This is a genomic window from Arcicella sp. GW821-FHT09D11, from assembly GCF_059416265.1.
Window position 1 is genome coordinate 663,978 of record NZ_JBWKOV010000002.1, and the last position, 25,741, is coordinate 689,718.

The following is a 25,741-nucleotide window of genomic DNA, read 5'->3' on the forward strand; positions in this document are numbered from 1 at the left end:
TTATTAAGCAGTAATTGGGAAATAAATACTAAAAGTTGCTCCATCATACGATTTGCCCTCGGCAAAAATAAAACCGTTGTGATTATTCATCACTCTTCTGCAAATCGCTAAGCCAACTCCAGTACCCTGATAGGCATTGCGGTTATGTAATCGCTGGAAAATTACGAAAATTTTCTCACAATATTCCTCTTCAAAACCAATTCCGTTATCCTGTACTGTAATTTTATGGAAAAAACGGTCTTCATGCACGCTTGAGAGTTGTGCAATGCTAGTTCCTTGGACAGTAGAATATTCAATATTTATTTGAGGACGAACCCCTTCTTTAGTATATTTTAATGAGTTGCTGATAATATTTAAAAAAAGCTGTCTCATTTGAAAACTATAAACTTTTATTTCTGGCAATTTAGCAATTGAGAAAGTTGCATTTTTTTGATTAATTACTTCTGAAAAATCACTCAAAACATCCTCAATAATTTTATTTAAATTAACATTCCCCAGTTCCTGTCTTTTAGGGCTTACCAATCTTGAAAAATTCAATAAGTCATCTATCAATATTTGCATACGGGTAGCCGATGCCGAAATCTTATCAAGTGTTTCCTGGCCATCTTCGTTTAAGAACATTTTTTGTCGTACCAATAGTTTATCACAAAAAGCCCTGATTTTTCTGAGGGGCTCTTGCAAATCATGGGATGCCACATAAGCAAATTGTTCTAATTCACTATTGGAACGATTGAGCTCTTCAATTTTATTTTCCAAGGCACGTTGAAACTTAAATCGATTTTTAAGTTCTGAATAGATTAAGTAAAATGAAATAAATAGCAATGTAAAAGAGGCAACCGCAAGCATGATTTGATAAATGGGTAATAGCGACTGCCCATGAGTCTTTGAACGTACCCTAGTGTCAAGCAGAGATTTTTCATTGCTTTGAAAAGTAGTAATCCATATCCTCAGATTATCCATGGCTTCTCTACCTTTTTCAAACACGCTCATCTCTATAGGTTGATTGTTGCTTACGGTATTAATGCTATAATCTACATACTTTATTTTCTCTTTAACCATCCCCTCTATTTTATACAAACTTCTTAGTTGCACTGGATTATCAGCTACTAGTAATTTAAGGGTATCTATCCTTGCAAAAACCTTTGATTTACCCTCTCTATACGTCTCCAGATGAGTGGCATTTCCACTGATAATATACCCTCGCTGACCCGTCTCAATATCTTTCATAGAAGAGATAAGTTCTTCGCTCAACCATAGTACAGATTGGGTATGTTCCACTAGTTGTGCATACTCTTTATTTAAAGAAATTTGTTCAAAAGAAATCCAAGATAGACCACCTAACATAAAGGCAAATCCTATAAATGAAGCTATGATGAATTGTAGGGTCTGAGATTTTTGCATAGTTAACAACCTGTTATAACTTATAACAAATTTTTAAATAAAGAGTTATGAAAACTGAAAAATAACTTCAATAATTTTTTTAATAAATTAAAAGCGTTTCTACAAACTGTGGAATATTTTTCACAACTTGTGCAAAAGTATCTCGAGCCAATAAGTCCCAAAATAGTTTTATACTTTTTTAGAATATTTATATTTAATATTTATACTTATTTAACTCGCTGATAATCAATTAATTGGTTGTTTTATTTATAACTTTTCTAAAAAAAATAAATAAAAACAAATTTACGGCTCATTAATTGAAAATAGGTAGTCGTCACTCCTAAAAACCATATCACCATGATGAATTTATCTCAGAGCCAGAGACAGACTTTCAAAATTACGCCTTTGCAAATACAAATGCTTAATTTTTTGCAATTATCAACACTTGAGTTGGAAGAACGTATCAAAAATGAGTTGGAAGAAAACCCCTTGTTAGAAGAAGGAGCTGTAGCTAATGAGGACTCTTCAGAGGATTTTGATAAAGATGGCGAAGTAGATGATTTTCAAAGTATTGTTAAACCCGACAATGACTATGCCGACTGGGATGAGTATGCCCATGACGATATTCCTGATTATAAAACAAAGGTAAATAATCATAGTGAGGACGACGAACTATATAGCTTGCCCATCGCACAAAATACCGACTGGCGAGATGAATTAAAAAGTCAAGTTCATTTTTTACCATTAAATGAAAAGCAATCTGTTTTAATAGATTATATCATTGATTCTTTAACAGATGAGGGATTTTTGACTTACTCATCAGAGGAAATAGCAGATGATTTTTCTTTTGCTAATGGGCTTTTTGTAGATACCAGCGATGTAGAACAATTACTAAAGGTATTGAGAATGATGGAGCCTGTAGGCATTGCTTCGGCAGATTTGCAGGAGTGCTTGATGAGACAGCTTCAATATAAAAAAGAAAGAGGACAAGACGTATCTTTAGCGATTGATATTGTAGCGTTTAATATGGACGAATTGGCGGTGCGTAATTATGAAAAAATTATGCGTTTAAGAGAAGTAAGTTCTGATGAATTGAAAGCTGCCCTCGCACAAATTACTGCCTTAAATGCTAAGCCTGTGATTGATGGAGAAACATCTTCTATTGCTGTAAAAGACAATATCATTCCAGACTATATTATTACTTATGAAACCAATATGTATGGAGATACTCAGATAGATATCGCCTTAAATAATAGTAGAATTCCGTCCTTGAAAATTAATCAGGATTTTGCCAATGCTATCACTTCAAATAAAGATAAAGCGGCAAATCAGTACATAAGCAATAAAATAAGCTCGGCTAACTGGCTTATTGAAGCAATTCAACAAAGAGAAATGACGATGCTCAAAACGATGCAGTCGATTGTTTATCTTCAAAAAGATTTCTTTAAAAACGGAGATGTTAGCAGTTTACGCCCAATGATTTTGAAAGACGTTGCTACTCAAATTAGCATGGATATTTCAACTATTTCAAGGGTAACAAGTGGTAAGTATGCTCAGACACCTTTTGGAATTATTAATTTAAAAGATCTTTTTTCGGAAGGAATTCGTATGGATTCTGGAGGGGAAGTTTCAAACCGTGAGATTCAGCAGGCTATTGCTAATTTAATATCGAATGAAAATAAGAAAAACCCATTTAATGATTTTCAATTAATGGAATTATTAGCACAACAGGGATACAATATTGCAAGAAGAACTGTAGCTAAATATCGTGAAAACTTGAATATTTCTTCGGCACAACTAAGAAGACAACTATAATAAACTAGAGATTCTAATAATTAAGAAGTACACACACTATCTATCTTAATATTACTTTTTATCTCTTTACTTAACAATAGAACTATGCAACGGATTTTAGTAATTGACGATGATATTGATATATGCTTACTACTTCGTCGTTTTTTGACAAAAAACAATTATGAAGTAGCCATTGCGCATGATGGTAATACTGGGTTGAATTTATTACAGGAGTTCAGACCAGATTTAATCATGACTGACTTTAGATTGGGCGATACTGATGGTAGTACGATACTCGTGAAAATCAAAGAGAAATTTCCCTTTGTACCTGTATTGATTATCACGGGTTATTCGGATATAAAGGTTGCCGTAAATGTGATGAAAATGGGGGCTTATGATTATATCACAAAGCCACTATTCCCTGATGAAATCTTGCTGACAATCAAGAAAGCCTTAGAAAGTGTAGAAACTGAAAAAGGTAGCATGCAAGATTTAGGAGAAGAAACCGAAGGAGCAGCAAGCACATCTACGAAAAAGAAAACTTCTAAACCAGCCAACTATATTTTTGGAGATGGCGCTGAATCAAAATTCTTGATTCGTCAGATTGAATTGGTAGCACCCACTAATTATAGTGTGTTGATTTACGGAGAAAGTGGTTCAGGAAAAGAAGCGATTGCTCAGGAAATACATTTGCATAGTAAAAGAGCTAACCAGCCATTTGTAGCAATGGACTGTGGGGCTATTTCTAAGGATTTAGCAGGGTCTGAACTGTTCGGACATGAAAAAGGAGCCTTCACAGGAGCCTTGAATCAGAAGATTGGTCACTTTGAAATGGCTAATGGTGGAACAATTTTTTTAGATGAAGTTGCTAATTTACCTTATGAAGTCCAAGTACTTTTATTAAGGGTTGTGCAAGAGAGAAAAATGAAACGAATTGGAGGAACCAAAGAGATTCCTTTAGATGTCAGAATTTTAGTGGCTTCAAACGAAAAACTGATTGAGGCATCAAAAAAAGGAAAATTCAGAGAAGATTTATACCATCGTTTTAACGAGTTCAGCATTGATGTACCGCCATTACGTGACCGTAAGGCGGATATTATGGTTTTCGCCAAGTTTTTCTTAGATCAAACCAATGCAGAACTAGGAAAAAAGGTAAAAGGATTCAGTCCTGATGTAATTGATAATTTTATGAATTATGCATGGTATGGCAATCTTCGTGAAATGAGGAATGTAATAAAAAGAGCCACTTTGCTAACTGATGGAGAATGGATTGAATCAAAAACGCTTCCTTTTGAAATCTCAAATTACGCTAAATTATTATTTACTGAAACCTCAACCCCAACACCCATTGCAACACCAGTACAACCTGTTGAGCCTGTTCATGAGATTCAAGAAACTACATCACCAGCAGAAATATTTTCAAAACCTTCGTTAAAATCAGCGGCTATTGAAGCTGAATATGATATGATATTGAAGGTGTTGAAAGAAGTAAACTTTAACAAAAGTAAAGCTGCCAGGATTCTAGGGATTGATAGAAAAACCCTTTATAACAAAATGAAGGTGTTTGAATTATAAGTACTTCTTATTATATCTATTTTAACAATGCCCTAAATACGAATAAATTAATGGATGTACCCAAATATTTGTTAGAAGTATTTAAAACTGATACTGATAGCCAATCAGATATCTTTAATGGCTTTTTACAAGCCATTCCTAGTTTTGTATATCTGTTAGATTTAACAGACAAAAAGGCTATTTACTTAAATACCCGAAATAACGTTGTTTCAGGCTATTCTGCTGAAGAATTATTCTCTAACGATGCGAAGGTATTCCCAATCATAAATTTCACCTCTGTCGAGCATTTGTTTCAATTTTTGAAAGACTCTTTTAACGAAGCTTCCGTTAATGATAGCCAAACGCTTGTGTTGAAAATAAAAACACAAGATGGACAAAAAATTACAGTTAGCAATAAAATTACCTTAACCAAAAAGGATGATAAAAATATACCAAGTGTATTAATGATTTTGGCAGATGATATTACTGTTCAGAACGAACTGGTTGAAAAAACAATACAAGTACAAAATCAATTAAATGACGCCGAAAAGTTATTCAACTATGGCAGTTGGGAATGGTGGGTAGGTGATAATTTTGTGATTTGGTCTGATGGCCTTTACGAAATGTTTGGGTATGACAAAAATGATTTTAAAGACTCATTAATGCCTTATGGGTTTTATCAAAAACATATTTCACCAAAAGATATCACTAGGGTGATTAAGGTATCTATGGATGCCTTAGATGAGAGAAAAGAAATTTATGAGTACGAGCATGAAATGACAGATAATAAAGGCAATATCAAGCAAATGGCAGTGCGAGGTAAATGCTTTTTAGATGAAAAAGGAGAAATAATTCGTGTTCTGGGTACTTCGCATGACATCACAGAAATAACAAAAATTAAGCAAGAGCTAGAATCAAAGGTAGACGAGTTGTCTAACGCTTATGATGAACTTAGAAAAAGCAAAGACTTATTCAAAGAGGCTGAAGCTATGATGAGTTACGGAAGTTATGAATGGAATGTACAAAAAGATGAAGTACAATTTTCTGATGGATTGAAAAAACTATATGCTGGAAGTGACATTACTAAACTTCCTGCTAGGCTTAATGTGGAATTTTGTTACACCAGAATGCCAAGTGAAGATTTAGTAAATGTTAAAAATGTTCTTCACAATGCCATAGCTCATAAAGAACCTTATTCTTTTGAACATAAAATCGTTGATTTAGATGGAGTATCGAAAGATGTACATACCAAAGGGTGGGTAACGGTTGATGAAGAAGGAAATGCCCTAAAATTAATCGGAAATACGGTTGAAGTAACTGAGTTGAAAGCGTATGAGAAAGAGCTTGAAAAGAAATTAGACGAGCTTAATCAGACCAATCAAGAATTAGAACAATTCGCTTATGTAGCATCACATGATTTAAAAGAGCCTCTTAGAAAAATAACAGCTTTTGGCGATAGACTCAAACAAAAATACGGTCATCAGCTTGATGATGATGGACGTTTTTATCTTTCAAGAATGATTGATTCTGCCCATAGAATGGAGGCATTGATGGAGAACCTTCTTTCATATTCTCGTTTATCAAGAAAGATGGTAACTTTTGAGCGTTTAGACCTCAACAAAACGTTTGAAAATGTGTTGAGTGATTTAGAAATAAAAATTAATGAAACCAATGCAAATGTATCTGTAAGCAAGATGCCGATTTTGGAGGCCTCTGTGCCGAAAATGCACCAATTGTTTCAAAATTTAATCAGTAATGCATTGAAATTTGTTAAGCCGAACCATACTCCAGAAATACGCATTGAAGCAAAAGAAGCAAACAAAGGAGAATTAAGCAAGTTGGGTTTAGACTACAAGAATAAGGACTATTATAAAATTACGGTAAAAGATAACGGGATTGGTTTTGAGCAGGAATATGCTGAAAGAATTTTCGTGATTTTTCAGCGATTACATGGTAGAGCAGAATTTGATGGAACAGGATTAGGGTTGGCCATTTGTAGGAAGATTGTAGAAAACCATCAAGGAATAATTATGGCTGAAGGTAAGCCAAACGAAGGGGCTACTTTTACAATATTTTTACCTACGCACCCCGATAGTTTAACAAAAAAATTATGAATCACAAAAAAAGTATAGTTATTCTAATCGCAGATGATGATCCAGATGATAGAATAATGACTCAAGAAGCTTTAAATGATTATAATGTAATAAATCAAGTAAAGTCTGTAGAAGATGGTATTGAACTACTGGACTATCTAAGGGGGAATGGTAAATTTAAAGATCCAATTGAAAATCCACGCCCCGACCTTATCCTTTTAGATTTGAATATGCCCAAAATAGATGGGAGAGATGCCCTTAAAATTATAAAATCTGACCCTGATTTATGTAGAATACCCATCATTATATTAACTACTTCTAGGTCAGACATAGACGTCATCGAAAGTTATGATTTAGGTGTGAATAGCTTCATATCTAAACCCGTAACTTTTACGCGTTTTATAGAGGTTATTCGTGCCATTGGAAAGTATTGGTTTGAAATTATTCAGTTGCCAAGTTGATAAAATAAAATATGAGAGAGAATACTACGATTAAATTATTGCTAGTTGATGATGACGAAGATGATTTTGTGCTTACAAGAGATTATCTAAGAGATATTGAAACTCAAAAATTTGAAATTGATTGGGCTTTTTCATTTGAGAATGCCGTAGAAAAAATCAAAAATAAGCAATACGATTTATGCTTTTTCGACTTTTTGTTGGGGTCTAAAACAGGTCTTGATTTACTAAAAGCTGGTACTGATCATGGCTTAAAAGCTCCTGTTATCTTATTGACAGGGAAAGGCGATAAACGCATTGATGTAGAAGCAATGTCACTTGGTGCATTTGATTACTTAGTAAAAAGTGATTTAGATGCTGACAAGCTAGAACGATGCATCCGTTATGCCCTGGAAAGAGCTAATACACTTTCGACCCTGCGTGAAAGTGAGCGTAAGTATAGAAATATCTTTGACCAAACCAAGGAAGCCATTTTTACCGCTCGGTTAGATGGCACTTTCAATTATTTTACCCCTTCAACTGCCGAGCTTTTCGGCTATACAGAAGAGGAACTTTATCGCTTAAAAAGCTATTCTGTTTTTGTTCATGCAACAGACCGCCGCCAATTTATTAATAAGTTGGAATCTCAAGGGGAAATCAGCGACTTTGAAGTACTATTAGAAACTAAATTTGGGGAGAAAAAGCAATGTTCTATTCACTGTAATCGTCAATTAGATAGCGATGGTAATCCTTATTACCTCGGAATCATTCATGATATTACGTCTAGAAAGAAAGATGAACGCGATTCTTTACTCTATCAAAAAATGGCAGCTACAGGGCGTTTAGTACGTACTTTGGCCCACGAAGTACGTAATCCTTTAACAAACATCAACCTTTCGATTGAACAAATGGAAGTTGATTTTGATGAAGATGCCGAAGATGCCAAATTCTTTATTGATATTATCCGAAGAAATAGTCAGCGAATAAATGATTTAATTTCTGAATTATTGAATACGTCTAAGCCATCAGAAGTAACCTTTAGTAGATATACTTTACAGGAAATTTTAGATAGCACTATTGAACAAGCCATAGATAGAATCAACTTAAAAAACATTCAATTAATCACCGATTACTCTTCAGATATTTGGATTGATGTTGACAAAGCCAAAATTCAAATAGCCCTACTCAACATTATTATTAATGCGGTAGAGGCTATGAAAGAAGGAGAGGGCGTTTTGAAAATTAAGGCTACCCAAAGGAGTAAATTTGCCATCGTTACGATTGAAGATAACGGAGTGGGCATTAGTCAAGAACACATAGACCGCCTTTTTGAGCCTTATTTTACTTCAAAAAACAATGGTATTGGCTTAGGTTTGGCCGCTACCCTCAACATTATTCAATCTCATAAAGCGAGGGTAGAGGTGGAATCTGAATTAGAAAAAGGTACAAAATTTACGGTTACCTTTACTCAGGTATCGTAGTGTTGTGAGTATTGTGATTGTGTGGTTCTGGGAGTTTCTTCCTAGAAGAAAACAATAGAATCGTTGAAGCCATTATGATGCTCACAATGATGATTACAATCCCTAAAACAGCGCTAAAAACAATGTATTGATAGAAGATGGTATCATCATAACGAGCTAGTATGATACCACACAACGCCCAAATGCCGGCGAATCCTACATAACTATTTCTCAAATCAATTACCAACAAGAAAGTAATAAAGCTCCCTGCCAAAATCATGATACTTGCCCATGATTGTCCTAAGATATAGCCATCTGTCCAACCAAAACCTACGAAGCAAGCCGTGGCGTTGGCGATTGTAGCAATGCAAATCCAGCCTAAGTATATGCCAAACGATGCTTTTATGATAAATCTTGTAGCACCTCTAAGATACGACTGAGTGGCTTTTATATGGTAATTGATTTTGATTAATGAAACCAGAATACCAAGCATAATAACCATCGATACTATCAAATACTCGTAATGCCAAGCTAAAATCCATAGCGAATTAAGAAGAGCATTGATGATAAACCAAAAGCCAATTTCGTCTACTACAAAACCTATGGTAGCATCAGGCTTTTTCTGGAAAAGGCTTTTTGACTGCACAATGCAAAAAAGCAATAAGAGAAAATAAATTACTCCCCAGATAGAAAAAGTAATACTAGCAGGCACAAACAAATTAGGGTATTGATCTGACAATTCCTTAGTTGCTTTACCATTGAGTGGTAGAGCATTGGCTAAACCATTCATGATTACCATTACAATAAAGAAGATAAAATTCAGTACTTGTAATGATTTTATTTTTATAGGATTTAATGATACAGCTTCCATAACTTTTAAGATTTATTAGTTAACTACTGGTGGGTGTTTTACTTCAAGCTCTTTTTTTACGATAAATACAGCATTGCTATTAGGTTCTATTGGCGTGCCATAACGGCGGGTATATACTTTGGTGAATTCTGCCCCAAAATATAGAATGATAGAAGAGTAGTACACCCATAATAGAATTAAAACAATTGAGCCAGCAGCGCCAAAAGTAGAACTAACTGCCGATTGCCCTAGATAAACACCAATCAAAAACTTGCCTCCCATGAATAATAAGGAAGTAAGACCAGCTCCAATCAGGGTATCTTTCCAAGAAATTTTACCGTCGGGCAATACTTTAATGATTACGCCGAAGAGGAGGGTAATGATTCCCCAAATGACTATAACATTGATTAAGCTGAAAAGAAATACGGTAAAGCTACTCTCAAAATACCGCTGTAATTGTGTGTCAAACAAACCTAATAGGGCATTGATTGTTAAGGAAATCAATAAAAGGAAACCTAGTGTGATGATGAGTGAAAAAGATAAAAAACGATTGACAAGATATTTTACCCAACTATTTTTAGGTTTGGCTTTCAACGACCAGATATAATTGATAGAATCTTGAATTTCTGCAAAAACCCCTGTTGCTCCTAGTAGTAGTGTGACAAAACCAATAATGGCAGCAAAACCCGATTGATTCGACTTTTCTGCATTTTTCAACAATTCTTGTACTTGCTTAGCTGCTGAGTTTCCAATCAGTTGGTTTATTTGTCCAAAAAGTTCTCCTCTTATGGCATCTTTGCCAAAAAAAATGCCTGCCACTGAAATAACAATGATAAGCATGGGAGCAAGCGAAAAAATAGTATAATAAGATAAAGAGGCACTCAGCTTGGTAGCATTATCATTGGAGAACTCACCAAAAACTTCTCCCGCAAAACTAGTATATTCTTTGAATTTATCTTTTAAGGTATATTTCATAGTTGTGTTATTTTGATGTTACTAATCTGCTAATATTATAATGCCATTATATGTTGTATAAAAATGTAGATATTTTTCCACATTTTTAGCCTTTTAAAAGGGGATTTTGCCTTTTATTTGTGGCATTAAAATTTAATTAATGAAAATGCTTAACAAATGTTACCTTTTAACGATTAATTACGTATTAAGTAATTGAAACCCAATATGTAATTGTCTGTATGTATAATTTAATTATAGCCCCCTTAGCGAAAAATGTTTTTTCCATGATTGCCTTTTTACTATTAATGAGTTGGGCAATCAGCGTTTTTATGTTTAGCATAAATGGATTAATTCACGTTTTTTTAGTATTTGCTTTAATTACAGTGCTGATATCAATTATTCGCGAAGAGATGTGATTATTGTAATGTTCTTTAGAATTAAAATTTCTCTTTTATTTCTTCTTTGCTAGGAAATTGAGTGCTTCTATTGAAAATATAAATACGTAAATAGTGATACTAATGTCAAAATGCTAAACATTGCTGTATTTTAAAGAGTTTACATGTTAATAAGTTATAAATGTTAAGAATTTCGCTAGCTAAACAGTTATATGTTAAAAACATATAAGGATTGTATTATCTTACAATCCTTTTTTTTTGCGAGTAATAAAATGATTTAACTTAAGACATTAAATTCAAAAATCAGCTAGATTGGCTGTATTAAATAAAACCTATTCCGATGGCTCAACGATTTCCTTTCATTATAAAATTTGCTTTTTCTCTGATATCTGTAACCATACTGGTGTATTGGCTAGTGGTTCTACAAGATATTTTAGTGCCTTTCTATGTGGCAGTTATTCTGGCAATGGCTTTGTTCCCAATATCTAACTGGTTAGAAAAAATTGGCTTAGGTAGAGTCGCAGGCGTAACCATAGCCTTGCTTCTTTTTCTAGTAATTTCTGCTGGCGTTATCTGGTTGGCCTCTACACAAATTGCTAGTTTTACAGAAATGTTTCCACAATTAGAAAAACGATTTACGGATTTATTCTTGCAATGTCAAAGATGGACAGAACAACACTTCCATGTAGGACGGAAAATCCAGAATGACAAACTTCGTCAGTATGCAACGGGGATGTTATCAAGTGGAGGAGTTGTATTTACCTCGGCACTTTCAATGACAGGAAATATGCTTGGTAATCTGTCTTTGATTCCGATTTATATGTTCTTCTTATTGTATTATCGAGATTTCTTCAAACTGTTTTTCTATAAAGTATTTAAAAATGCAAGTAAGTATGCGATAGATACTGTTCTGACAAAGATTTATGAAGTAGTGCATAGTTATCTAAAAGGCCTTATTACGGTTACCTTCATTGTAGGAAGTTTAAATACGGTTGGGTTGTTGGCTTTGGGGATAGACTATGCCATATTTTTTGGCTTTTTGGCAGCAGCTTTATTGATTATTCCCTTTATCGGTATTCTAATAGGTTCTATTCTACCAATTATCATCGCATTAATCACCAAAGACTCGCCCATGTACGCAGTAGGAGTAGCGGGAGTTTTTATATTTGTTCAGTTTCTGGAAGGCAATTTTATTACGCCACAAGTAGTAGGGTCTAAAATAAGTATCAACGGCTTAGTAGCCATTGTTGCTTTATTACTTGGGTCGGCTCTCTGGGGCATTGCAGGGATGGCTCTTTCTTTGCCTACTGTGGCAATCTTAAAAGTATTATTTGATTCCATCACAGACTTGAAGCCATTTGGGTTTTTATTAGGAGAGCCAGACCATAATCGGATTATGGAAGAAAAGAAAAAGAAGATGAGAGAATTTGTGCCTGAATTAGTGGAAACAATTAATGAAACCACTGAAGATGTAAAATCGTTGGTGAAGGGTAAAAAAAAGAAGGTAGATAAAGAAAATTAGCGTGAAGCTTTTAGCAATATAATAGAAACGAGTATCATTATGATATTCGTTTTTTTTTGTAAAACGGGTATGCAAAGAGACAAAATTCTCCCACATTGTAGCAATTTAACCTCACCTGTATAAAAAATTAACCTCAGATTTATGATAAAAAGGGATGGTATATAATTTTTATATTTTTTAGTACAACACAAAGATTAAATGTTAAAATCTTCTGATGTTTTACCAATAGAACCTAAAAGTTCGCAAAAAAAATTAATATTGTGTAGAATTCTCTACATAATTCCCCAAAAATACCTTAATTTGTGGCTTTTAATACACAGTTTATTTGAAGGCTCAATTTTTTTTAGATTGGTATATTTTTTTTGTTCAAAAAAAAATCAAGATACAATGAGAAATTCAGTAATTGCTTTAATGATTATTTCGGTATTTTTTTCTTGTTCTAGAAGCGAGAAACAAGATATAGCCGATAAAGCTCAAGATGCTCAAGAGTCAGTCAAAGAAAAAACAGATAGTACTGTTGAGGGGTTGAAAGAAGAAGCTAAAGACGTGAGTAAGAATATTGAATCTGAAAAAGATGCTTTGGTTTCAAAGATTGACTATAGCAAAGAGCAAATCAATATCAAGCTTAAACAAGCTGACGAAGACATAAAACATGCTTCAGCACAAGAAAAAGCTCGTATTGAAAAAAAGAAAAATGACTTGAAAAATTCACTTGATGAGTTAGATAGATCATTAGAAGAGTTAAAAAGTGAAAAGAAACGTGACTGGAAAGAATTTAAGAAAGATTTGAATAAGCAAATTGATAAAGTTCAAGAGAAAATTCAATAAGTCTTTCAGACTAGTCATCAAAGATATTTTGTCTTTTTCATAGTGGTTAGATTGTGATAAATGGGGAGTGGAACTCTACTCCCATATTTATATCAAATTACAAACCAGTATGAATAAGTTAAAAGTGGTTATAGCATAGTTAAACAGGGAGATTGTATGGATTTCCCTGTTTCTTGAAAACTTAGCATTAACTACTTTCAAAGATTATTAATTTAGTAATGGTTAGGTATTCGATAAAGGATAGGGAGAATCCTCCCTTTGCCTTTTTACTTAATCAATAAGTTTGTCGATAGGATTGAGATGTGAAGTTGGTTCGACTATTTTAAAGAGAAATCTATGATTAGATAACAATACTAATTAAGCAGTTAGGGTTTTTGGTTAAAGGAACAGCTTTTATGAGCTATTCCTTTTTTGTTTTATGGGTAAAAAGTTTTTTGAAATAGCTAACAACAATTCATTATTAATATTTATCTTACCTCATATTAGGAATAAAATTACCCTAAATCACATGATTTTACCTTGGTATAGTTTATGTAATGTTTAAATAGGAAATTTATAAACGCTAAAACTTATGAAAAATTTACTCGCCTTTAAAGCTCATTTATTGATTATTTCATTAATATCAATATCGTTCTCAATTCATGCACAAAAGACTGATACTGTTAAACGAACGGTAGTAGTAGAGGTCGATACCGTTTTAAAAGGAACAAAACCGAATGTTGTTACACAAGAAGAAATTCAACCACCAGTATTCTATAGAGGATTATTGGTCGTAGAAGGCGGTATTGTATATAAGGATAATTTATTGCCTGTATTGTTGGCAGGAGAATTCGGCTTAGCCAGAAACTTTGGTTTAGAAGCCAGAACATGGTATGGTAAAAATGGCATTTATGAAGATGGTTTTTTGGGAGTAGGTTTAAATTACCACTTTTCAGGAGAAGATAGCAAGCAGCCAAGTAAATTTGACCCTTATGTAGGTGGTCTCTACGGGAAAATTCTGGAAGCTTCTGGAACTGCCTTTTATGCACAAGCAGGAGGAAGATTGTTCCTCTTCAAAAGTCTAGGCGTGTTTGCCAACTTAAATGTTGGTATTGTTGGGAAGCGAGGAACAAATTTATCTTTTGGTCTTTCTTATAAAATACATTAACACGCTTTTTTTATTGAACTAAGGCTTGCACTGATTTCATTGTGTATTTACACATTGAAATCAGTGCAAGCCTTTCTTTTTTGAGCTTGTTTCCCTTATAACAAGGATAAACTTTATATTTATAGTTAATATATTTACTTGCTTGAAAGTATCTGAGCAAACATTAACCTCTAGAACATATTCTGTGATAATAGTTGACTAATTTATAACTCATTCAATAAAAAGATGAATGTTAAAGAACATATTCAAGACGTTGAACGCCAATTGAGTCGTCGAGAGTTTCTATTCAAATCTGGTTTAGCCTTGGGTGCTACCGCTTTGGGTTCTATCATCAATCCTTTAGAGGCTTTGGCAGGCAATGACACACCCCATTTTGCCCCAAAAGCCAAACGAGTTATTTATTTATTCCAATCGGGTGCCCCTTCGCAACTAGAACTTTTTGATTATAAACCCAAACTTAAACAAATGTTTGGGCAAGAATTGCCCGCGTCAGTACGTGGAGGACAACGATTGACAGGCATGTCATCAAGTCAGAAATCTTTTCCTTTAGCCATGGGCAAATTCCAGTTTGCTCAATATGGCAATTCGCGTGCTTGGATGAGCGATTTATTGCCTCATCATCATCAGATAGCAGACGAGCTTACTTTTATAAAATCGATGCATACTGAGGCCATTAATCATGACCCTGCCGTAACCTTCTTCCAGACTGGTAATCAACAAGCTGGGCGTCCGTCAATGGGTTCTTGGGTAAGTTATGGGTTAGGTTCTGATAATAAAAATTTACCCACTTTCTGTGTGTTGCTTTCGCGTTCTAATAATTACGACCAACCGCTGTATGCTAAATTATGGGGAAATGGCTTTTTACCTTCTGAACACCAAGGAGTAATGTTTCGAGCAGGTAAAGACCCTGTTTTATATTTAAACGACCCTGACGGTATGGACAGAACTTCAAGAAGAAGAATGTTGGATTATCTAGGGAAATTGCATCAAGAGCAGTTTAAGCAAGAACAAGATGCTGAAATTAATTCAAGGATTAGTCAGTATGAAATGGCTTATAGGATGCAAACGTCTGTACCCGAAACCTTGGATATTTCAAAAGAGCCCGACTATATCTATCAAATGTATGGTGAGGATGCACGCAAGCCTGGTACGTTTGCTGCTAACTGTTTGTTAGCTAGAAAGCTGGCAGAAAAAGATGTAAAATTCATTCAATTGTACCATCAAGGGTGGGACCATCATGGAGGCTTGCCTGAAAATATTAAGAAAATTACTAAAGATGTAGACCAAGCTTCGGCAGCCTTGATTAAAGATTTAAAACAACGGGGAATGTTAGAAGATACCTTGGTAGTGTGGGGAGGGGAATTTGGTAGAACGAATTATTCACAAGGAAAACTGACAGTAGATAATTATGGAAGAGACCACCATCCTAGATGTTTTACCATTTGGATGGCAGGAGCAGGGATTAAAAAAGGAATGACTTATGGCGAAACTGACGAGTTTGGATATAATATAGTTCGAGACCCCGTACATGTACACGATTTTCAAGCTACCCTACTACATTTAATGGGGATAGACCATGAGAAAATGGTCTTTAAGCACCAAGGAAGGCGTTACCGTTTAACAGATGTTGCAGGAAAAGTTGTTAAATCAATTTTGGTTTAGAAGTATCCTATTTTCTAGATAAAATTGTAAGCTTATGTGCTAAAGTAGCCTAAAATCGTTTGTCTCTATTTATATTTAAAATCTTTTGAAGCATTTCAGCGTTACTTATCAAAAACGCATTCAAAAAAAAATATCAAATGTCTTATCTAAAAATTACTTTATTAGCTCTAATGGTTTTCTGTACAACCTTTTCTTGTAAAAAAGATGACCCTTTAGTTGTCAAAACCAAAACAGAATATATCACAAGCACAATCTGGCAAGTACAATCAGCCTCCGCTTCTGGCGGTTTAGTGGTTGTTTATACAAGAGACCAAGCTAATAATGGCTATGACTTATCTAAAGTAAGATTAAGTTTCAAAACTGACGGTAAAGTTACAGCCATTGATACTAATGGGAATACCTCAAGCAATGGTACTTGGAAATTCACTAATAACGAAACTGCCATCGAAGTTACAGATGTTAGCATTGCAGGAATCAGTTCTGGCACTTTAACCGTCATTCAGCTTACTGATAAAAACTTCGACTTTAGTAGTAAAGCATCTTTTCCACAATTGGGTATTTCAAATGTTGACGCCACTGTAAAAATGACGCCAGCACCATAATTTATAAATCGCCTAATTGCGGACGCATTACAATTTCTTCTAAAACAGTTGTTGAAGGTAAACTATAGGCAGTCCAGATAACTGTTGCAATATCATCAGAGGCGATAAATCTTTCGGTGGGCAATTCAACACCAGCCCAAGAATTGGTAAAAGTTGCCCCTGGAAGAATGCTCGTGACCCTGATGGCATAAGGTTTTAACTCTTCTCTCAAAACCTTACTCATACCCAACATGGCAAATTTTGAAATACAGTATGAACCCCCATTAGTGTAGGCAACTATACTGGCTACCGAACAAATATTGAAAATATAACCAGCTTTTTGGGTAATCATATCACCTACCAAAGCCCTTGTGAGGTTATAAGCACTGTAGAGATTAGTCTCAATCATGGTTTCTAAAGTGCCTTCCTCTTCATTATGAATTTGTCCCGGTAAAAAATAGCCAGTATTATTTACCAATACATCAACGCGTGGGGTGGAAGATTTTACAAAATCAGCAAAAGCCAATACTTCTGCTTTTTTTGATAGATCAGCTTGGAAGAAAAGTACATTATCAGGTAAATCATCATCAGTACTTCTGGCACAAGTGATTACTAAAAAGCCTTCATTTGCAAATTTTTCAACGATGGCTCTACCAATACCTTTTGTGCCACCTGTTACTACTATCGTTTTGTTCATTATCTTTGTCTATTATATCTTAACTTAAAGTCGTTTAATCTGTAAAAGGTTTAAATTCTTTTCTAATCCTAGAAGTATTCATGCTTCAATAATCTCAGAAAGAATGTCAATAATAGGTAAATATTTTATTTTCTTAGGAAAACTGTTCTCGAACCGCGAAAAGTTCAAAGTATATACAAGGCTAACCGTAGATGAAGCCGTACAGATTGGAATTGGCTCATTATTAATTGTATCAATTGTTTCTTTCTTTTTAGGAGCTGTTACTTGTGTACAAACCGCTGCCAATTTAGATAATCCTTTTGTTCCACATTATATTATTAGTTTAATTGTTCGCGATTCAACCATTCTTGAATTTGCCCCGACCATCACAGGTATTGTATTGGCAGGGAAAGTAGGCTCCAACATCGCTGGTGAATTAGGAACGATGCGTATTACGGAACAGATTGATGCTTTAGAAGTAATGGGTATTAATTCTACCTCTTATTTGGTACTACCCAAAGTAGTAGCTTCTATCATTGTTTTCCCGATGTTGGTTACACTTGCCGCTTTCCTTTCTATATATGGCGGTTATTTGGCTGGCTGGTTAACAGGTGCAATCTCACCTCAGGAATATATTCAAGGTATTCAATTTGAATTTAATGCATTCAATGTCCCTTTTGCCTTGATTAAATCAGTTGTTTTCGCCTTCCTGATTGTTTCGATTTCCGCTTTTAAAGGATATTTCACAAGTGGAGGAGCATTAGAAGTTGGTCAAGCCAGTACAGCAGCCGTTACCAACAGTTGTATCGCTGTATTGATTGCAGATTACTTATTGGCTCAATTACTTGTTACAGCTTAGTTTATCCCTCCACGTCCTAACGAGTTGCTTAATAATAATTCGTTAGGACGTCGGTAGTTAATTCTCTTCTACTGATAGCATATCTACCAATTTTACGGCTTCTATTGCTTCTTTAACATCATGCACTCGGAGGATATTAGCTCCTTTCATCAAAGCAATGGTATTCAGTACTGTAGTAGCATTCAATGCATCATTGGGTGATATATCCAGTTTGCGCCAAATCATTGATTTTCTGGAAACTCCCACAAGTATCGGACATTCCATCACTTCAAAGTCTCTCAGATGATTCAACAAAATATAGTTTTGATTGATGGTTTTTGCAAAACCAAAGCCTAAGTCTATAATAATATCCTTTTGCCCTAATTGGCGTAGGTGAAACACTTTTTGTTGTAAATCATCCAGCACATCAATCACCAAATCATCATAATCAGTCATTTGTTGCATCGTTTCTGGAGTACCTCTGCTATGCATCAAGACGTAGGGTACGTTTAAACTGGCGACAGTTTCAAACATTTTGTCATCTAACAAGCCTCCAGCGACGTCATTTACCATAATAGCGCCAGCTTCCACACATTTTAGTGCTACCTCAGATCTAAAAGTATCAATAGAAATCAATGCTTCTGGAAAATGCTTGATAATAATTTCCACTACAGGCAGTACTCTTGATAATTCCTCTTCTTCATCAACAGGTCTAGACCCCGGACGGGTAGAATGTCCACCAATATCTAAAAAGGTAGCACCTGCTGAAAGCATCTTTTCAACTTGTATCAGTACTTTAGATAAGTCATCATAGCGACTATTAGCATAAAATGAATCAGGTGTAATATTTAATATACCCATGATTCTGGGAATAGATAAGTCGATAAGTTTACCCTTGCAATTGATATTCATACATTTTTATTAAACTATTTAAGGATATAAGTCACCAAAGATAAATAAAATAGTAAAGTCATTTTGTCTAGCATTGGGAAAGTACTCCAGATAAAATTTATCAAATACTAAATTTGGAGAGAATAGTAATTCAAAAAATATATTTTATCTTGCTATCCTTAAGAAATCTTACCATCATGAAACTAAAAATATTTACGGCTCTTTTTCTTGGAATGCTTAATGTTACTCTTGCTCAAACGAAAGTTAAAGCAATAAAAGCGGGTAGGCTAATTGACGTAGTATCTGGAGAAGTGCTAAAAAATCAGATTATTCTGATTGATAGTAATATTATTGTAAATATTGGCGCAAACCTAACCATTCCTAAAAATGCTGAAATCATTGATTTGAGCAATGCTACTGTTCTACCAGGATTGATAGACTGTCATACGCATATTACTACTCAACCAAGTGGTGATTATTATGCAGATATTTTTAGAAAAACACCGATGGATTATGCCGTGACGGCTCATATTTTTACCAAAAGAACACTTGAAGCTGGTTTTACGGCTTGTAGAGATGTTGGTGCTGCCGCCTTTGTTGATGTCGCGGTCAGAAATGCTATCAATAATGGGGAGATAGTCGGACCACGCTTGAAAGTAGCCACATTATTTATTGGCTCAACGGGCAGTCATGGAGATTTGAATGGTTTTTCTCCCTTTCTAGCATGGCAATTTCCCAAACAAATGAGTGGCGTAGCCGATGGAGTGGATGAATTAAGAAAGCAAGTACGATATAATGTTAAATACGGAGCAGATGTCATAAAATTCGGTGCTAGTGCGGGTGTTTTATCAGAAGAAGAAAGTGTGGGAGCACCTCAATTTACGCAAGAGGAAATGAATGCTATTGTAGATGAAGCAAAAATTTGGGGACGTAAGACTTGTGCGCATGCTCATGGCACGCAAGCCATCAAAATGGCTATTAAAGCTGGCGTAGCATCTGTCGAACATGGTAGTTTTATTGACGAAGAAGGAATTGAACTTATGAAACAACATGGTACGTATTTAGTGGCTGATATTTACAATGACGACTATATCTTGAGCGAATATGGTAAATTGGGGTATCCTCAAAAAATTATTGAGAAAGAAAGATTGGTAGGCAGACTTCAACGTGAAAATTTTGAGAAAGCCGCTAAGGCAGGCGTAAAAATTGCTTTTGGGTCGGATGCTGGCGTGTACCCTCATGGGTGGAATGCCAAACAATTTTTTTATATGGTCAAATTTGGACTAAGTCCCCTTCAAGCTATTCAAGCAGCCACTATCAATGCGGCAGATTTGCTAGACTGGAAAGATAAAATTGGATCTATTACAAAAGGAAAATTTGCAGATATCATTGCCGTAGAAGGCAACCCTTTGGAAAATGTAACAATTCTGGAAAAAGTGAAATTTGTGATGAAGGATGGAATTACTTATAAAAATGAATTAAAGAAGTAAAATACTTTATAAAAGGGTAATATATGTCATCTATACTAGTGCTTTTTACTCAAGTATTTGTATTTAAGTTGAAATAATACAAATTTTGTTGTAATATAGTACCAATTACAATAATTTAGCATATTACTTAAGAAAAGCGATAATTTATTTCTGTTATTTTTAGTTTTCAGCACAAGAATTCTTTTTAATCTGACAGGATTTCTGATAATTTAACATGCATAATCTCGATTACTTAATAAATGAAATATGCAAAAACCTGTCTGCGATTGGTATTATCATTGCATTAATAACCTTTCCTTATCTAAAAAGTAAAAATAAATCTAATATCTTCCTGTCGTTATATTTCCTTATTTCAGGTATTTATGCGCTATTGCATTATAATCTTTTGAATAATGGAAATCCTAAAATTGTTGCATTATTATATGCCACTACAGCTCCGTTAGTATATTTGTTCAGACCTGTTTCTTATATATATGTCAGGTCTATGCTTACTAAGAAAATCGAATTTAAGAAATGGGATTATCTTTTAATACTACCCGCAGTACTTTATGTGTTTGATGTAATGCCTTATTTATTGACATCCTTCGATAATAAAATCAGATTAGCTTATCTGCTTATGGAGGATCAAAATAATATATTTAGATACCCCGTCACGTATTTTAGCACGCCTAAATTTCATTTTAATTTTAGACCTTTGTTTAGCTTGGCTATTTCTTTTGCAGAATTAGCGATGCTTTATAAATATTTTAAAAATAACCCACAGCAAAAAATCGATTATCCTACCACCTATAATTGGCTTTGGACTTTTTCGTTAATTGGTGCTACCTTAACGCTAGCATTATCTGTAGTTTCTCTATCTATCAATACCCTTGACCATCACAGTAAGCTAACTTATGATGGAACGCTCGTATTTATGAATATTTCTAATTCCCTTTTCTTGTGTTTAAATATTTCAGTATTCTTATTCCCAAGAATGCTATATGGCTTATCGGCAGAACCAGAAACCAATACTTCTTTTACATTTAGACCAGAAATCATTGTAAATAACAAAGTAGAAGAGCAAATAAAACCATCGTTTAAATTAGAAGAAGCTAGGGTATCAGAAATAGAGATAATGATTCAAGAGTATTTTATTCAAGAAAAACCTTATCTGGATGATAGCTTTACGATTAACAAGCTTTCGGAATCTTTAGATATTCCGATACACCACCTTAGCTATTACTTTAATTATCATCTGTTAAAAAAATTCTCAGACTTCAAGAACGAATGTAGAATAAATTATGCCATTCAGTTATTGAAAGAGGGTATTTTGAAAAAGTATACTATCGAGCAACTATACCATGAAGCAGGCTTTTCTACAAAAAGCAACTTCTATCGTGTATTTCGGTTACATACTGGTAAAACTCCTATTGAATTTCTGGAAGAAATTAATGCCTGAATTTCCTTCATTCCTACAAAGTAATTATAAATATTCGTCCAAAAGTATTTATTTTACAGTCCCAACTGCTGACGTACCCTTCAAGACAAGTTATTTATTGAAATTAAATTGTGTTAAATTGCAATATTTTAATATACTTAAGACCTATTTCTTCTTTCTTGATTAAGAGATATATTCGATATTAAGTTAACAAATGTGTTATGCTAGAATATTTTAAATCTGAAGTTATCAGAATTGTGTACGTTATCGGCATAATTGTGGGAGTATTCAGCTTTCCCTATTTAAAAAATAAAAACAAAGCAAATATCTTTTTATCCCTTCATTTCCTTTCAATGGGTATTTTTGCTTTGTATTATTTAAGTACTTTAAAGAATAAGAATGATTTTTTTGTTGCTTTGTTATATGGCATTATTATTCCATTGTCATTGCTTGTTCGTCCGTTTGCTTATTGGTATGTAAAATTTATGCTTTTAAAAAAAATAAGTTTTACTAAGTGGGATTTTCTGATAATCTTACCCGCACTTGTAAGTTTAATAGATACTTTCCCATCCATTATTGCTCCTATGGATGAAAAGCTTAAAATAGCAAAGCTTATTACCCAAGATATCAATAATATATTCGTATACGCACCAACTTATTTCTTCAACTTCCAATTTTATTTTGTTTTAAGACCCATTTTTAATTTTACGATATGCATTGCACAAATACATCTGCTCTATAAGTATTTTAAAGGGCACTCGCGTCAAAAAACTATTTTCCCTACCACACTTAGGTGGCTATGGGTGTTTTCAATACTCAGCATTGTTTTAACAATTACATTAGTAACATTATCACTTTTAGTTACCCATAATTTTGACATTTCATTAAACGCTGGGTTGTTCATGAATGACTTAATGGACTACGCAATTTTCATCTATTTTTTATTAAATGTGTCAATATTCTTTTTCCCCAAAATTTTGTACGGAATTTCAGATGAGGGCGAAGAGTTTTTTATTGAAGACAAATTGGCGGAGGTTAAAATAGAGAAACCTAACAAACCTAACTTTAAACTAGATGACGCTCGGTTAGCTGAAATTAATACGATTATTGAAACCTACTTTTTACAAGATAAACCTTACCTAAACGATAACTTTACTATCATCGAATTATCAGAAACTTTAAACATTCCCATACACCATCTTAGTTATTACTTTAATTATCATCTTTTAAAAAAATTCTCAGATTATAAAAATGAGTGGAGGGTAAACTATGCCATCCAATTATTAAAAAATGGTATTCTTAAAAAGTATACAATTGATCAATTATACCACGAAGCGGGCTTTTCTACGAAGAGTAATTTTTATAGAGTGTTTAGGTTACACACAGGAAAAACGCCTATTGAATATATGGAAGAAATTAAAAACTAATCTTCAATCTCGAGCATTTTATGAGAAAGATAATAATTATACTACCCTCGGAAGATAAAATATATTTTTTCGGTAGTAGTATTATTTGTCTTTATTAGCTCAAAAAAGCATTAAAAAGTGCTTAAAAAACCTCAAATCTTCTCCAAAAAGCCAAAAATTGGTTCTTTTTTCTAAAATACTACTAAAATAGAACCCAAACGTTGACATATTGACGCTAGTTCTCTCAATATTTGTAACGGTATATTTACCCAATGTTAACTACTACTTCCTTTGCTTCCTTGCTTTACCCGAACTTAAAGAGAATTTAGCTAACCATTAATAAAATTGACCTAACATATTACTAACATACCCAACCCATAATTTTTTTCGATGCCTTTTGATTAATATTTTGAACAGATACATCTTTCCTTAATAATGATTTACTGTCTATGTTAAGCACTATAACCACTTTAGATATCGAAGCAGTTGAAATCCTTGCGGTTAATATTACTGAGGAACTTTTGAGAGGAAGAAATACTCTCAAGTCTGAAACTATGGCTTTAAAAGTAAGAATTAAGGTAAGAATGTTGAGAACAATTTCACATCAAAGGCTTACAATGAATCAGCAAAAGCTTAAAAAACACCTAAGAACACCTAGTTTTACGCCACATTAAACATTTGTTCATACAACTACTATACGAAACAAAAACAGTCCGTCTAAGAAAAAAAGCCCTCCGTTTTTTAAAACAGAGGGCTTGTTATTTTAAGACTAAATGATTCTAGTACGATTTAGCAAAAATCACTCTTTTAGTAGAAGGATTACCCGTCAGAATACATTTACCTTCCTCTTCCACGGCATCCAAAGGAATACAGCGAATAGTGGCTTTGGTTAGTTCTTTAATTTTCTCCTCTGTCTCAGAAGTACCATCCCAGTGTGCTGCAATAAACCCAGGGTTTTCTTCTAAAATTTTAGTGAATTCATCCCACGTATCAACCTTATGGGTATTTTCAGCCCTGAAAGTTAATGCTCTTTGATAAATGTTTACTTGAATATCTTCTAGCAAATTACTTACCGTTTCTACAATGTCAGCAATAGCGTAGGTCTTTTTCTCTTTGGTATCTCTACGAGCTACTTCTACTGTTCCGTTCGCTAAATCTCTTGCACCAATCGCTAGCCTTACAGGAACTCCTTTTAGTTCATATTCTGCAAATTTAAAGCCAGGCGACTGTTTATCAGAATGGTCAAACTTAACAGAAATGCCTTTTTTCTTCAATTCAGCTACAATTGGCAAAATCGTTTCAGAAATTAAATTCAATTGTTCTTCGCCTTTAAAAATAGGCACAATCACTACTTGAATAGGCGCTAATTTTGGAGGAAGTATCAACCCTTCGTCATCTGAATGAGCCATAATCAAAGCACCCATCAAACGAGTTGAAACGCCCCAAGAGGTACCCCAAACATAATCTTGTTTGTTTTCTTTAGACACAAACTTTACATCAAAAGCTTTGGCAAAGTTTTGTCCTAAAAAGTGTGATGTACCTGCCTGTAAAGCCTTGCCGTCTTGCATCATGGCTTCTATGCAATACGTGTCTTCTGCCCCTGCAAAACGCTCGTTAGCAGACTTTTTACCACGAATTACTGGCACAGCCATAAATTCTTCGGCAAAAGTGGCATAAACGTGTAGCATTTGCTCTGTTTCGGCTATTGCTTCTTCCTTCGTAGCATGAGCAGTATGCCCTTCTTGCCACAGGAACTCAGCCGTACGTAGAAACAAGCGTGTACGCATTTCCCAACGAACTACGTTTGCCCATTGGTTAATTAGTAAAGGTAAATCGCGGTATGACTGAATCCAGTTTTTATAAGTACTCCAGATAATCGCCTCACTAGTAGGACGAACGATGAGTTCTTCCTCAAGTTTAGCTTCAGGGTCAACCATTAATTTTCCTGGCTTATCAGGATTATTTTTTAAACGATAATGCGTTACAACGGCACATTCTTTGGCAAATCCTTCTGCATTTTTCTCTTCAGCTTCAAACAAACTTTTTGGAACAAACAAGGGGAAATAAGCATTTGTATGACCAGTCTCTTTAAACATATCGTCTAAAGCACGTTGCATTTTTTCCCAGATAGAATAGCCATAAGGTTTTATTACCATGCAACCACGGACGGCAGAGTTTTCGGCTAAATCAGCCCTTTTCACGAGTTCGTTATACCACTCAGAATAATTTTCGCTACGTTTTGGTAGGCTTTTGCTCATTTCGTATAAATTGGTAATTAAAAAATAAAATAATTAATAATCATTATTTACGTTCTTTAGATAGGGGTAATGGTTTTATAAATTGTCATACCTATAAATAGCAGACTT

The 25,741-nt window shown here is 34.2% G+C and carries 21 protein-coding genes; 15 read left to right on the plus strand and 6 right to left on the minus strand.

Going from position 1 to position 25,741, the window contains the following annotated elements:
• Nucleotides 1-3: 3 nt before the first annotated feature.
• Nucleotides 4-1,401: a sensor histidine kinase gene (locus tag AC07N0_RS07975; RefSeq protein ID WP_494588760.1), complete on the minus strand. Its 1,398-nt coding sequence runs from the start codon at nucleotides 1,399-1,401 to the stop codon at nucleotides 4-6.
• Between the two features lie 336 nt (nucleotides 1,402-1,737).
• On the opposite strand from AC07N0_RS07975, the gene rpoN reads away from it, so the two are divergent.
• The 5 genes from rpoN (at nucleotide 1,738) to AC07N0_RS08000 (ending at nucleotide 8,739) form a co-directional block, all read left to right on the plus strand.
• Entirely contained in the window at nucleotides 1,738-3,195 is a 1,458-nt protein-coding gene (gene rpoN, locus AC07N0_RS07980) for an RNA polymerase factor sigma-54 (protein WP_492802051.1), read from the plus strand.
• Between the two features lie 84 nt (nucleotides 3,196-3,279).
• A complete protein-coding gene (locus AC07N0_RS07985; RefSeq protein ID WP_492802053.1) occupies nucleotides 3,280-4,749 on the plus strand; it encodes a sigma-54-dependent transcriptional regulator in 1,470 nt (489 codons plus the stop codon).
• Nucleotides 4,750-4,799: 50 nt separating this feature from the next.
• Nucleotides 4,800-6,842 (plus strand): PAS domain-containing sensor histidine kinase, encoded by a 2,043-nt coding sequence (locus tag AC07N0_RS07990; protein WP_494588761.1) that lies wholly within the window; start codon nucleotides 4,800-4,802, stop codon nucleotides 6,840-6,842.
• Nucleotides 6,839-7,282 (plus strand): response regulator, encoded by a 444-nt coding sequence (locus AC07N0_RS07995; protein ID WP_494588762.1) that lies wholly within the window; start codon nucleotides 6,839-6,841, stop codon nucleotides 7,280-7,282. The genes AC07N0_RS07990 and AC07N0_RS07995 overlap by 4 nt, the downstream gene beginning before the upstream one ends.
• 11 nt (nucleotides 7,283-7,293) lie before the next feature.
• On the plus strand, nucleotides 7,294-8,739 hold the full coding sequence (locus tag AC07N0_RS08000) for a two-component system sensor histidine kinase NtrB (protein ID WP_494588763.1): 1,446 nt from the start codon (nucleotides 7,294-7,296) through the stop codon (nucleotides 8,737-8,739).
• Here AC07N0_RS08000 and AC07N0_RS08005 read toward each other — a convergent pair.
• Nucleotides 8,723-9,589 carry a TspO-related membrane protein gene (locus AC07N0_RS08005; RefSeq protein ID WP_494588764.1) on the minus strand — a complete coding sequence of 289 codons (867 nt, stop codon included), beginning with the start codon at nucleotides 9,587-9,589 and terminating at the stop codon, nucleotides 8,723-8,725. The genes AC07N0_RS08000 and AC07N0_RS08005 overlap by 17 nt on opposite strands.
• 15 nt (nucleotides 9,590-9,604) lie before the next feature.
• Nucleotides 9,605-10,543, minus strand: a complete 939-nt coding sequence (locus AC07N0_RS08010) for a YihY/virulence factor BrkB family protein (RefSeq protein ID WP_492802061.1) — start codon at nucleotides 10,541-10,543, stop codon at nucleotides 9,605-9,607.
• A 263-nt stretch (nucleotides 10,544-10,806) separates the two neighbouring features.
• Between AC07N0_RS08010 and AC07N0_RS08015 the strand changes: the two genes are divergently transcribed.
• The 6 genes from AC07N0_RS08015 (at nucleotide 10,807) to AC07N0_RS08040 (ending at nucleotide 16,678) form a co-directional block, all read left to right on the plus strand.
• Nucleotides 10,807-10,938, plus strand: coding sequence for a lmo0937 family membrane protein (locus AC07N0_RS08015; RefSeq protein WP_492803660.1), 132 nt, complete (start codon nucleotides 10,807-10,809; stop codon nucleotides 10,936-10,938).
• Between the two features lie 319 nt (nucleotides 10,939-11,257).
• Nucleotides 11,258-12,439, plus strand: a complete 1,182-nt coding sequence (locus AC07N0_RS08020; RefSeq protein WP_494588765.1) for an AI-2E family transporter — start codon at nucleotides 11,258-11,260, stop codon at nucleotides 12,437-12,439.
• Between the two features lie 387 nt (nucleotides 12,440-12,826).
• Nucleotides 12,827-13,267, plus strand: coding sequence for a hypothetical protein (locus AC07N0_RS08025; protein WP_494588766.1), 441 nt, complete (start codon nucleotides 12,827-12,829; stop codon nucleotides 13,265-13,267).
• A gap of 571 nt (nucleotides 13,268-13,838) precedes the next feature.
• Nucleotides 13,839-14,414, plus strand: coding sequence for a hypothetical protein (locus AC07N0_RS08030; protein WP_492802066.1), 576 nt, complete (start codon nucleotides 13,839-13,841; stop codon nucleotides 14,412-14,414).
• A gap of 225 nt (nucleotides 14,415-14,639) precedes the next feature.
• Nucleotides 14,640-16,076 (plus strand): DUF1501 domain-containing protein, encoded by a 1,437-nt coding sequence (locus tag AC07N0_RS08035; RefSeq protein ID WP_494588767.1) that lies wholly within the window; start codon nucleotides 14,640-14,642, stop codon nucleotides 16,074-16,076.
• Nucleotides 16,077-16,213: 137 nt separating this feature from the next.
• Nucleotides 16,214-16,678 carry a hypothetical protein gene (locus AC07N0_RS08040; protein WP_492802069.1) on the plus strand — a complete coding sequence of 155 codons (465 nt, stop codon included), beginning with the start codon at nucleotides 16,214-16,216 and terminating at the stop codon, nucleotides 16,676-16,678.
• 1 nt (nucleotide 16,679) lies between these two features.
• On the opposite strand, the gene AC07N0_RS08045 is transcribed toward AC07N0_RS08040, so the two are convergent.
• Nucleotides 16,680-17,354: an SDR family oxidoreductase gene (locus AC07N0_RS08045; RefSeq protein WP_494588768.1), complete on the minus strand. Its 675-nt coding sequence runs from the start codon at nucleotides 17,352-17,354 to the stop codon at nucleotides 16,680-16,682.
• A 103-nt stretch (nucleotides 17,355-17,457) separates the two neighbouring features.
• On the opposite strand from AC07N0_RS08045, the gene AC07N0_RS08050 reads away from it, so the two are divergent.
• Nucleotides 17,458-18,192: an MlaE family ABC transporter permease gene (locus AC07N0_RS08050; protein ID WP_309912564.1), complete on the plus strand. Its 735-nt coding sequence runs from the start codon at nucleotides 17,458-17,460 to the stop codon at nucleotides 18,190-18,192.
• 57 nt (nucleotides 18,193-18,249) lie between these two features.
• Here AC07N0_RS08050 and folP read toward each other — a convergent pair whose 3' ends face one another.
• Complete coding sequence (folP, locus tag AC07N0_RS08055; protein ID WP_494588769.1) at nucleotides 18,250-19,083, minus strand: dihydropteroate synthase; 834 nt, start codon at nucleotides 19,081-19,083, stop codon at nucleotides 18,250-18,252.
• 176 nt (nucleotides 19,084-19,259) lie between these two features.
• Between folP and AC07N0_RS08060 the strand changes: the two genes are divergently transcribed.
• The 3 genes from AC07N0_RS08060 to AC07N0_RS08070 all read left to right on the plus strand — a co-directional run bounded on the left by AC07N0_RS08060 (nucleotide 19,260) and on the right by AC07N0_RS08070 (nucleotide 23,396).
• Nucleotides 19,260-20,552, plus strand: coding sequence for a Xaa-Pro dipeptidase (locus AC07N0_RS08060; RefSeq protein ID WP_494588770.1), 1,293 nt, complete (start codon nucleotides 19,260-19,262; stop codon nucleotides 20,550-20,552).
• A gap of 214 nt (nucleotides 20,553-20,766) precedes the next feature.
• On the plus strand, nucleotides 20,767-21,990 hold the full coding sequence (locus AC07N0_RS08065) for a helix-turn-helix domain-containing protein (protein WP_494588771.1): 1,224 nt from the start codon (nucleotides 20,767-20,769) through the stop codon (nucleotides 21,988-21,990).
• A 200-nt stretch (nucleotides 21,991-22,190) separates the two neighbouring features.
• A complete protein-coding gene (locus AC07N0_RS08070; RefSeq protein ID WP_494588772.1) occupies nucleotides 22,191-23,396 on the plus strand; it encodes a helix-turn-helix domain-containing protein in 1,206 nt (401 codons plus the stop codon).
• Between the two features lie 758 nt (nucleotides 23,397-24,154).
• Here the strand turns inward: AC07N0_RS08070 and proS are convergent.
• Nucleotides 24,155-25,633: a proline--tRNA ligase gene (proS, locus tag AC07N0_RS08075; RefSeq protein WP_492802079.1), complete on the minus strand. Its 1,479-nt coding sequence runs from the start codon at nucleotides 25,631-25,633 to the stop codon at nucleotides 24,155-24,157.
• Between the last annotated feature and the right edge of the window lie 108 nt (nucleotides 25,634-25,741).

Coding starts and splice junctions, on each gene's coding strand:
- AC07N0_RS08030 (WP_492802066.1), top strand. CDS start 13,839: ATGAAAAATTTACTCGCCTTTAAAGCTCATTTATTGATTATTTCATTA.
- AC07N0_RS08050 (WP_309912564.1), top strand. CDS start 17,458: ATGTCAATAATAGGTAAATATTTTATTTTCTTAGGAAAACTGTTCTCG.
- AC07N0_RS08005 (WP_494588764.1), bottom strand. CDS start 9,589: ATGGAAGCTGTATCATTAAATCCTATAAAAATAAAATCATTACAAGTA.
- AC07N0_RS08000 (WP_494588763.1), top strand. CDS start 7,294: ATGAGAGAGAATACTACGATTAAATTATTGCTAGTTGATGATGACGAA.
- AC07N0_RS07975 (WP_494588760.1), bottom strand. CDS start 1,401: ATGCAAAAATCTCAGACCCTACAATTCATCATAGCTTCATTTATAGGA.
- AC07N0_RS07990 (WP_494588761.1), top strand. CDS start 4,800: ATGGATGTACCCAAATATTTGTTAGAAGTATTTAAAACTGATACTGAT.
- AC07N0_RS07995 (WP_494588762.1), top strand. CDS start 6,839: ATGAATCACAAAAAAAGTATAGTTATTCTAATCGCAGATGATGATCCA.
- AC07N0_RS08070 (WP_494588772.1), top strand. CDS start 22,191: ATGCTAGAATATTTTAAATCTGAAGTTATCAGAATTGTGTACGTTATC.
- proS (WP_492802079.1), bottom strand. CDS start 25,633: ATGAGCAAAAGCCTACCAAAACGTAGCGAAAATTATTCTGAGTGGTAT.
- AC07N0_RS08015 (WP_492803660.1), top strand. CDS start 10,807: ATGATTGCCTTTTTACTATTAATGAGTTGGGCAATCAGCGTTTTTATG.
- AC07N0_RS08045 (WP_494588768.1), bottom strand. CDS start 17,354: ATGAACAAAACGATAGTAGTAACAGGTGGCACAAAAGGTATTGGTAGA.
- AC07N0_RS08020 (WP_494588765.1), top strand. CDS start 11,258: ATGGCTCAACGATTTCCTTTCATTATAAAATTTGCTTTTTCTCTGATA.
- AC07N0_RS08060 (WP_494588770.1), top strand. CDS start 19,260: ATGAAACTAAAAATATTTACGGCTCTTTTTCTTGGAATGCTTAATGTT.
- AC07N0_RS08010 (WP_492802061.1), bottom strand. CDS start 10,543: ATGAAATATACCTTAAAAGATAAATTCAAAGAATATACTAGTTTTGCG.
- rpoN (WP_492802051.1), top strand. CDS start 1,738: ATGATGAATTTATCTCAGAGCCAGAGACAGACTTTCAAAATTACGCCT.
- folP (WP_494588769.1), bottom strand. CDS start 19,083: ATGAATATCAATTGCAAGGGTAAACTTATCGACTTATCTATTCCCAGA.
- AC07N0_RS08065 (WP_494588771.1), top strand. CDS start 20,767: ATGCATAATCTCGATTACTTAATAAATGAAATATGCAAAAACCTGTCT.
- AC07N0_RS08025 (WP_494588766.1), top strand. CDS start 12,827: ATGAGAAATTCAGTAATTGCTTTAATGATTATTTCGGTATTTTTTTCT.
- AC07N0_RS07985 (WP_492802053.1), top strand. CDS start 3,280: ATGCAACGGATTTTAGTAATTGACGATGATATTGATATATGCTTACTA.
- AC07N0_RS08035 (WP_494588767.1), top strand. CDS start 14,640: ATGAATGTTAAAGAACATATTCAAGACGTTGAACGCCAATTGAGTCGT.
- AC07N0_RS08040 (WP_492802069.1), top strand. CDS start 16,214: ATGTCTTATCTAAAAATTACTTTATTAGCTCTAATGGTTTTCTGTACA.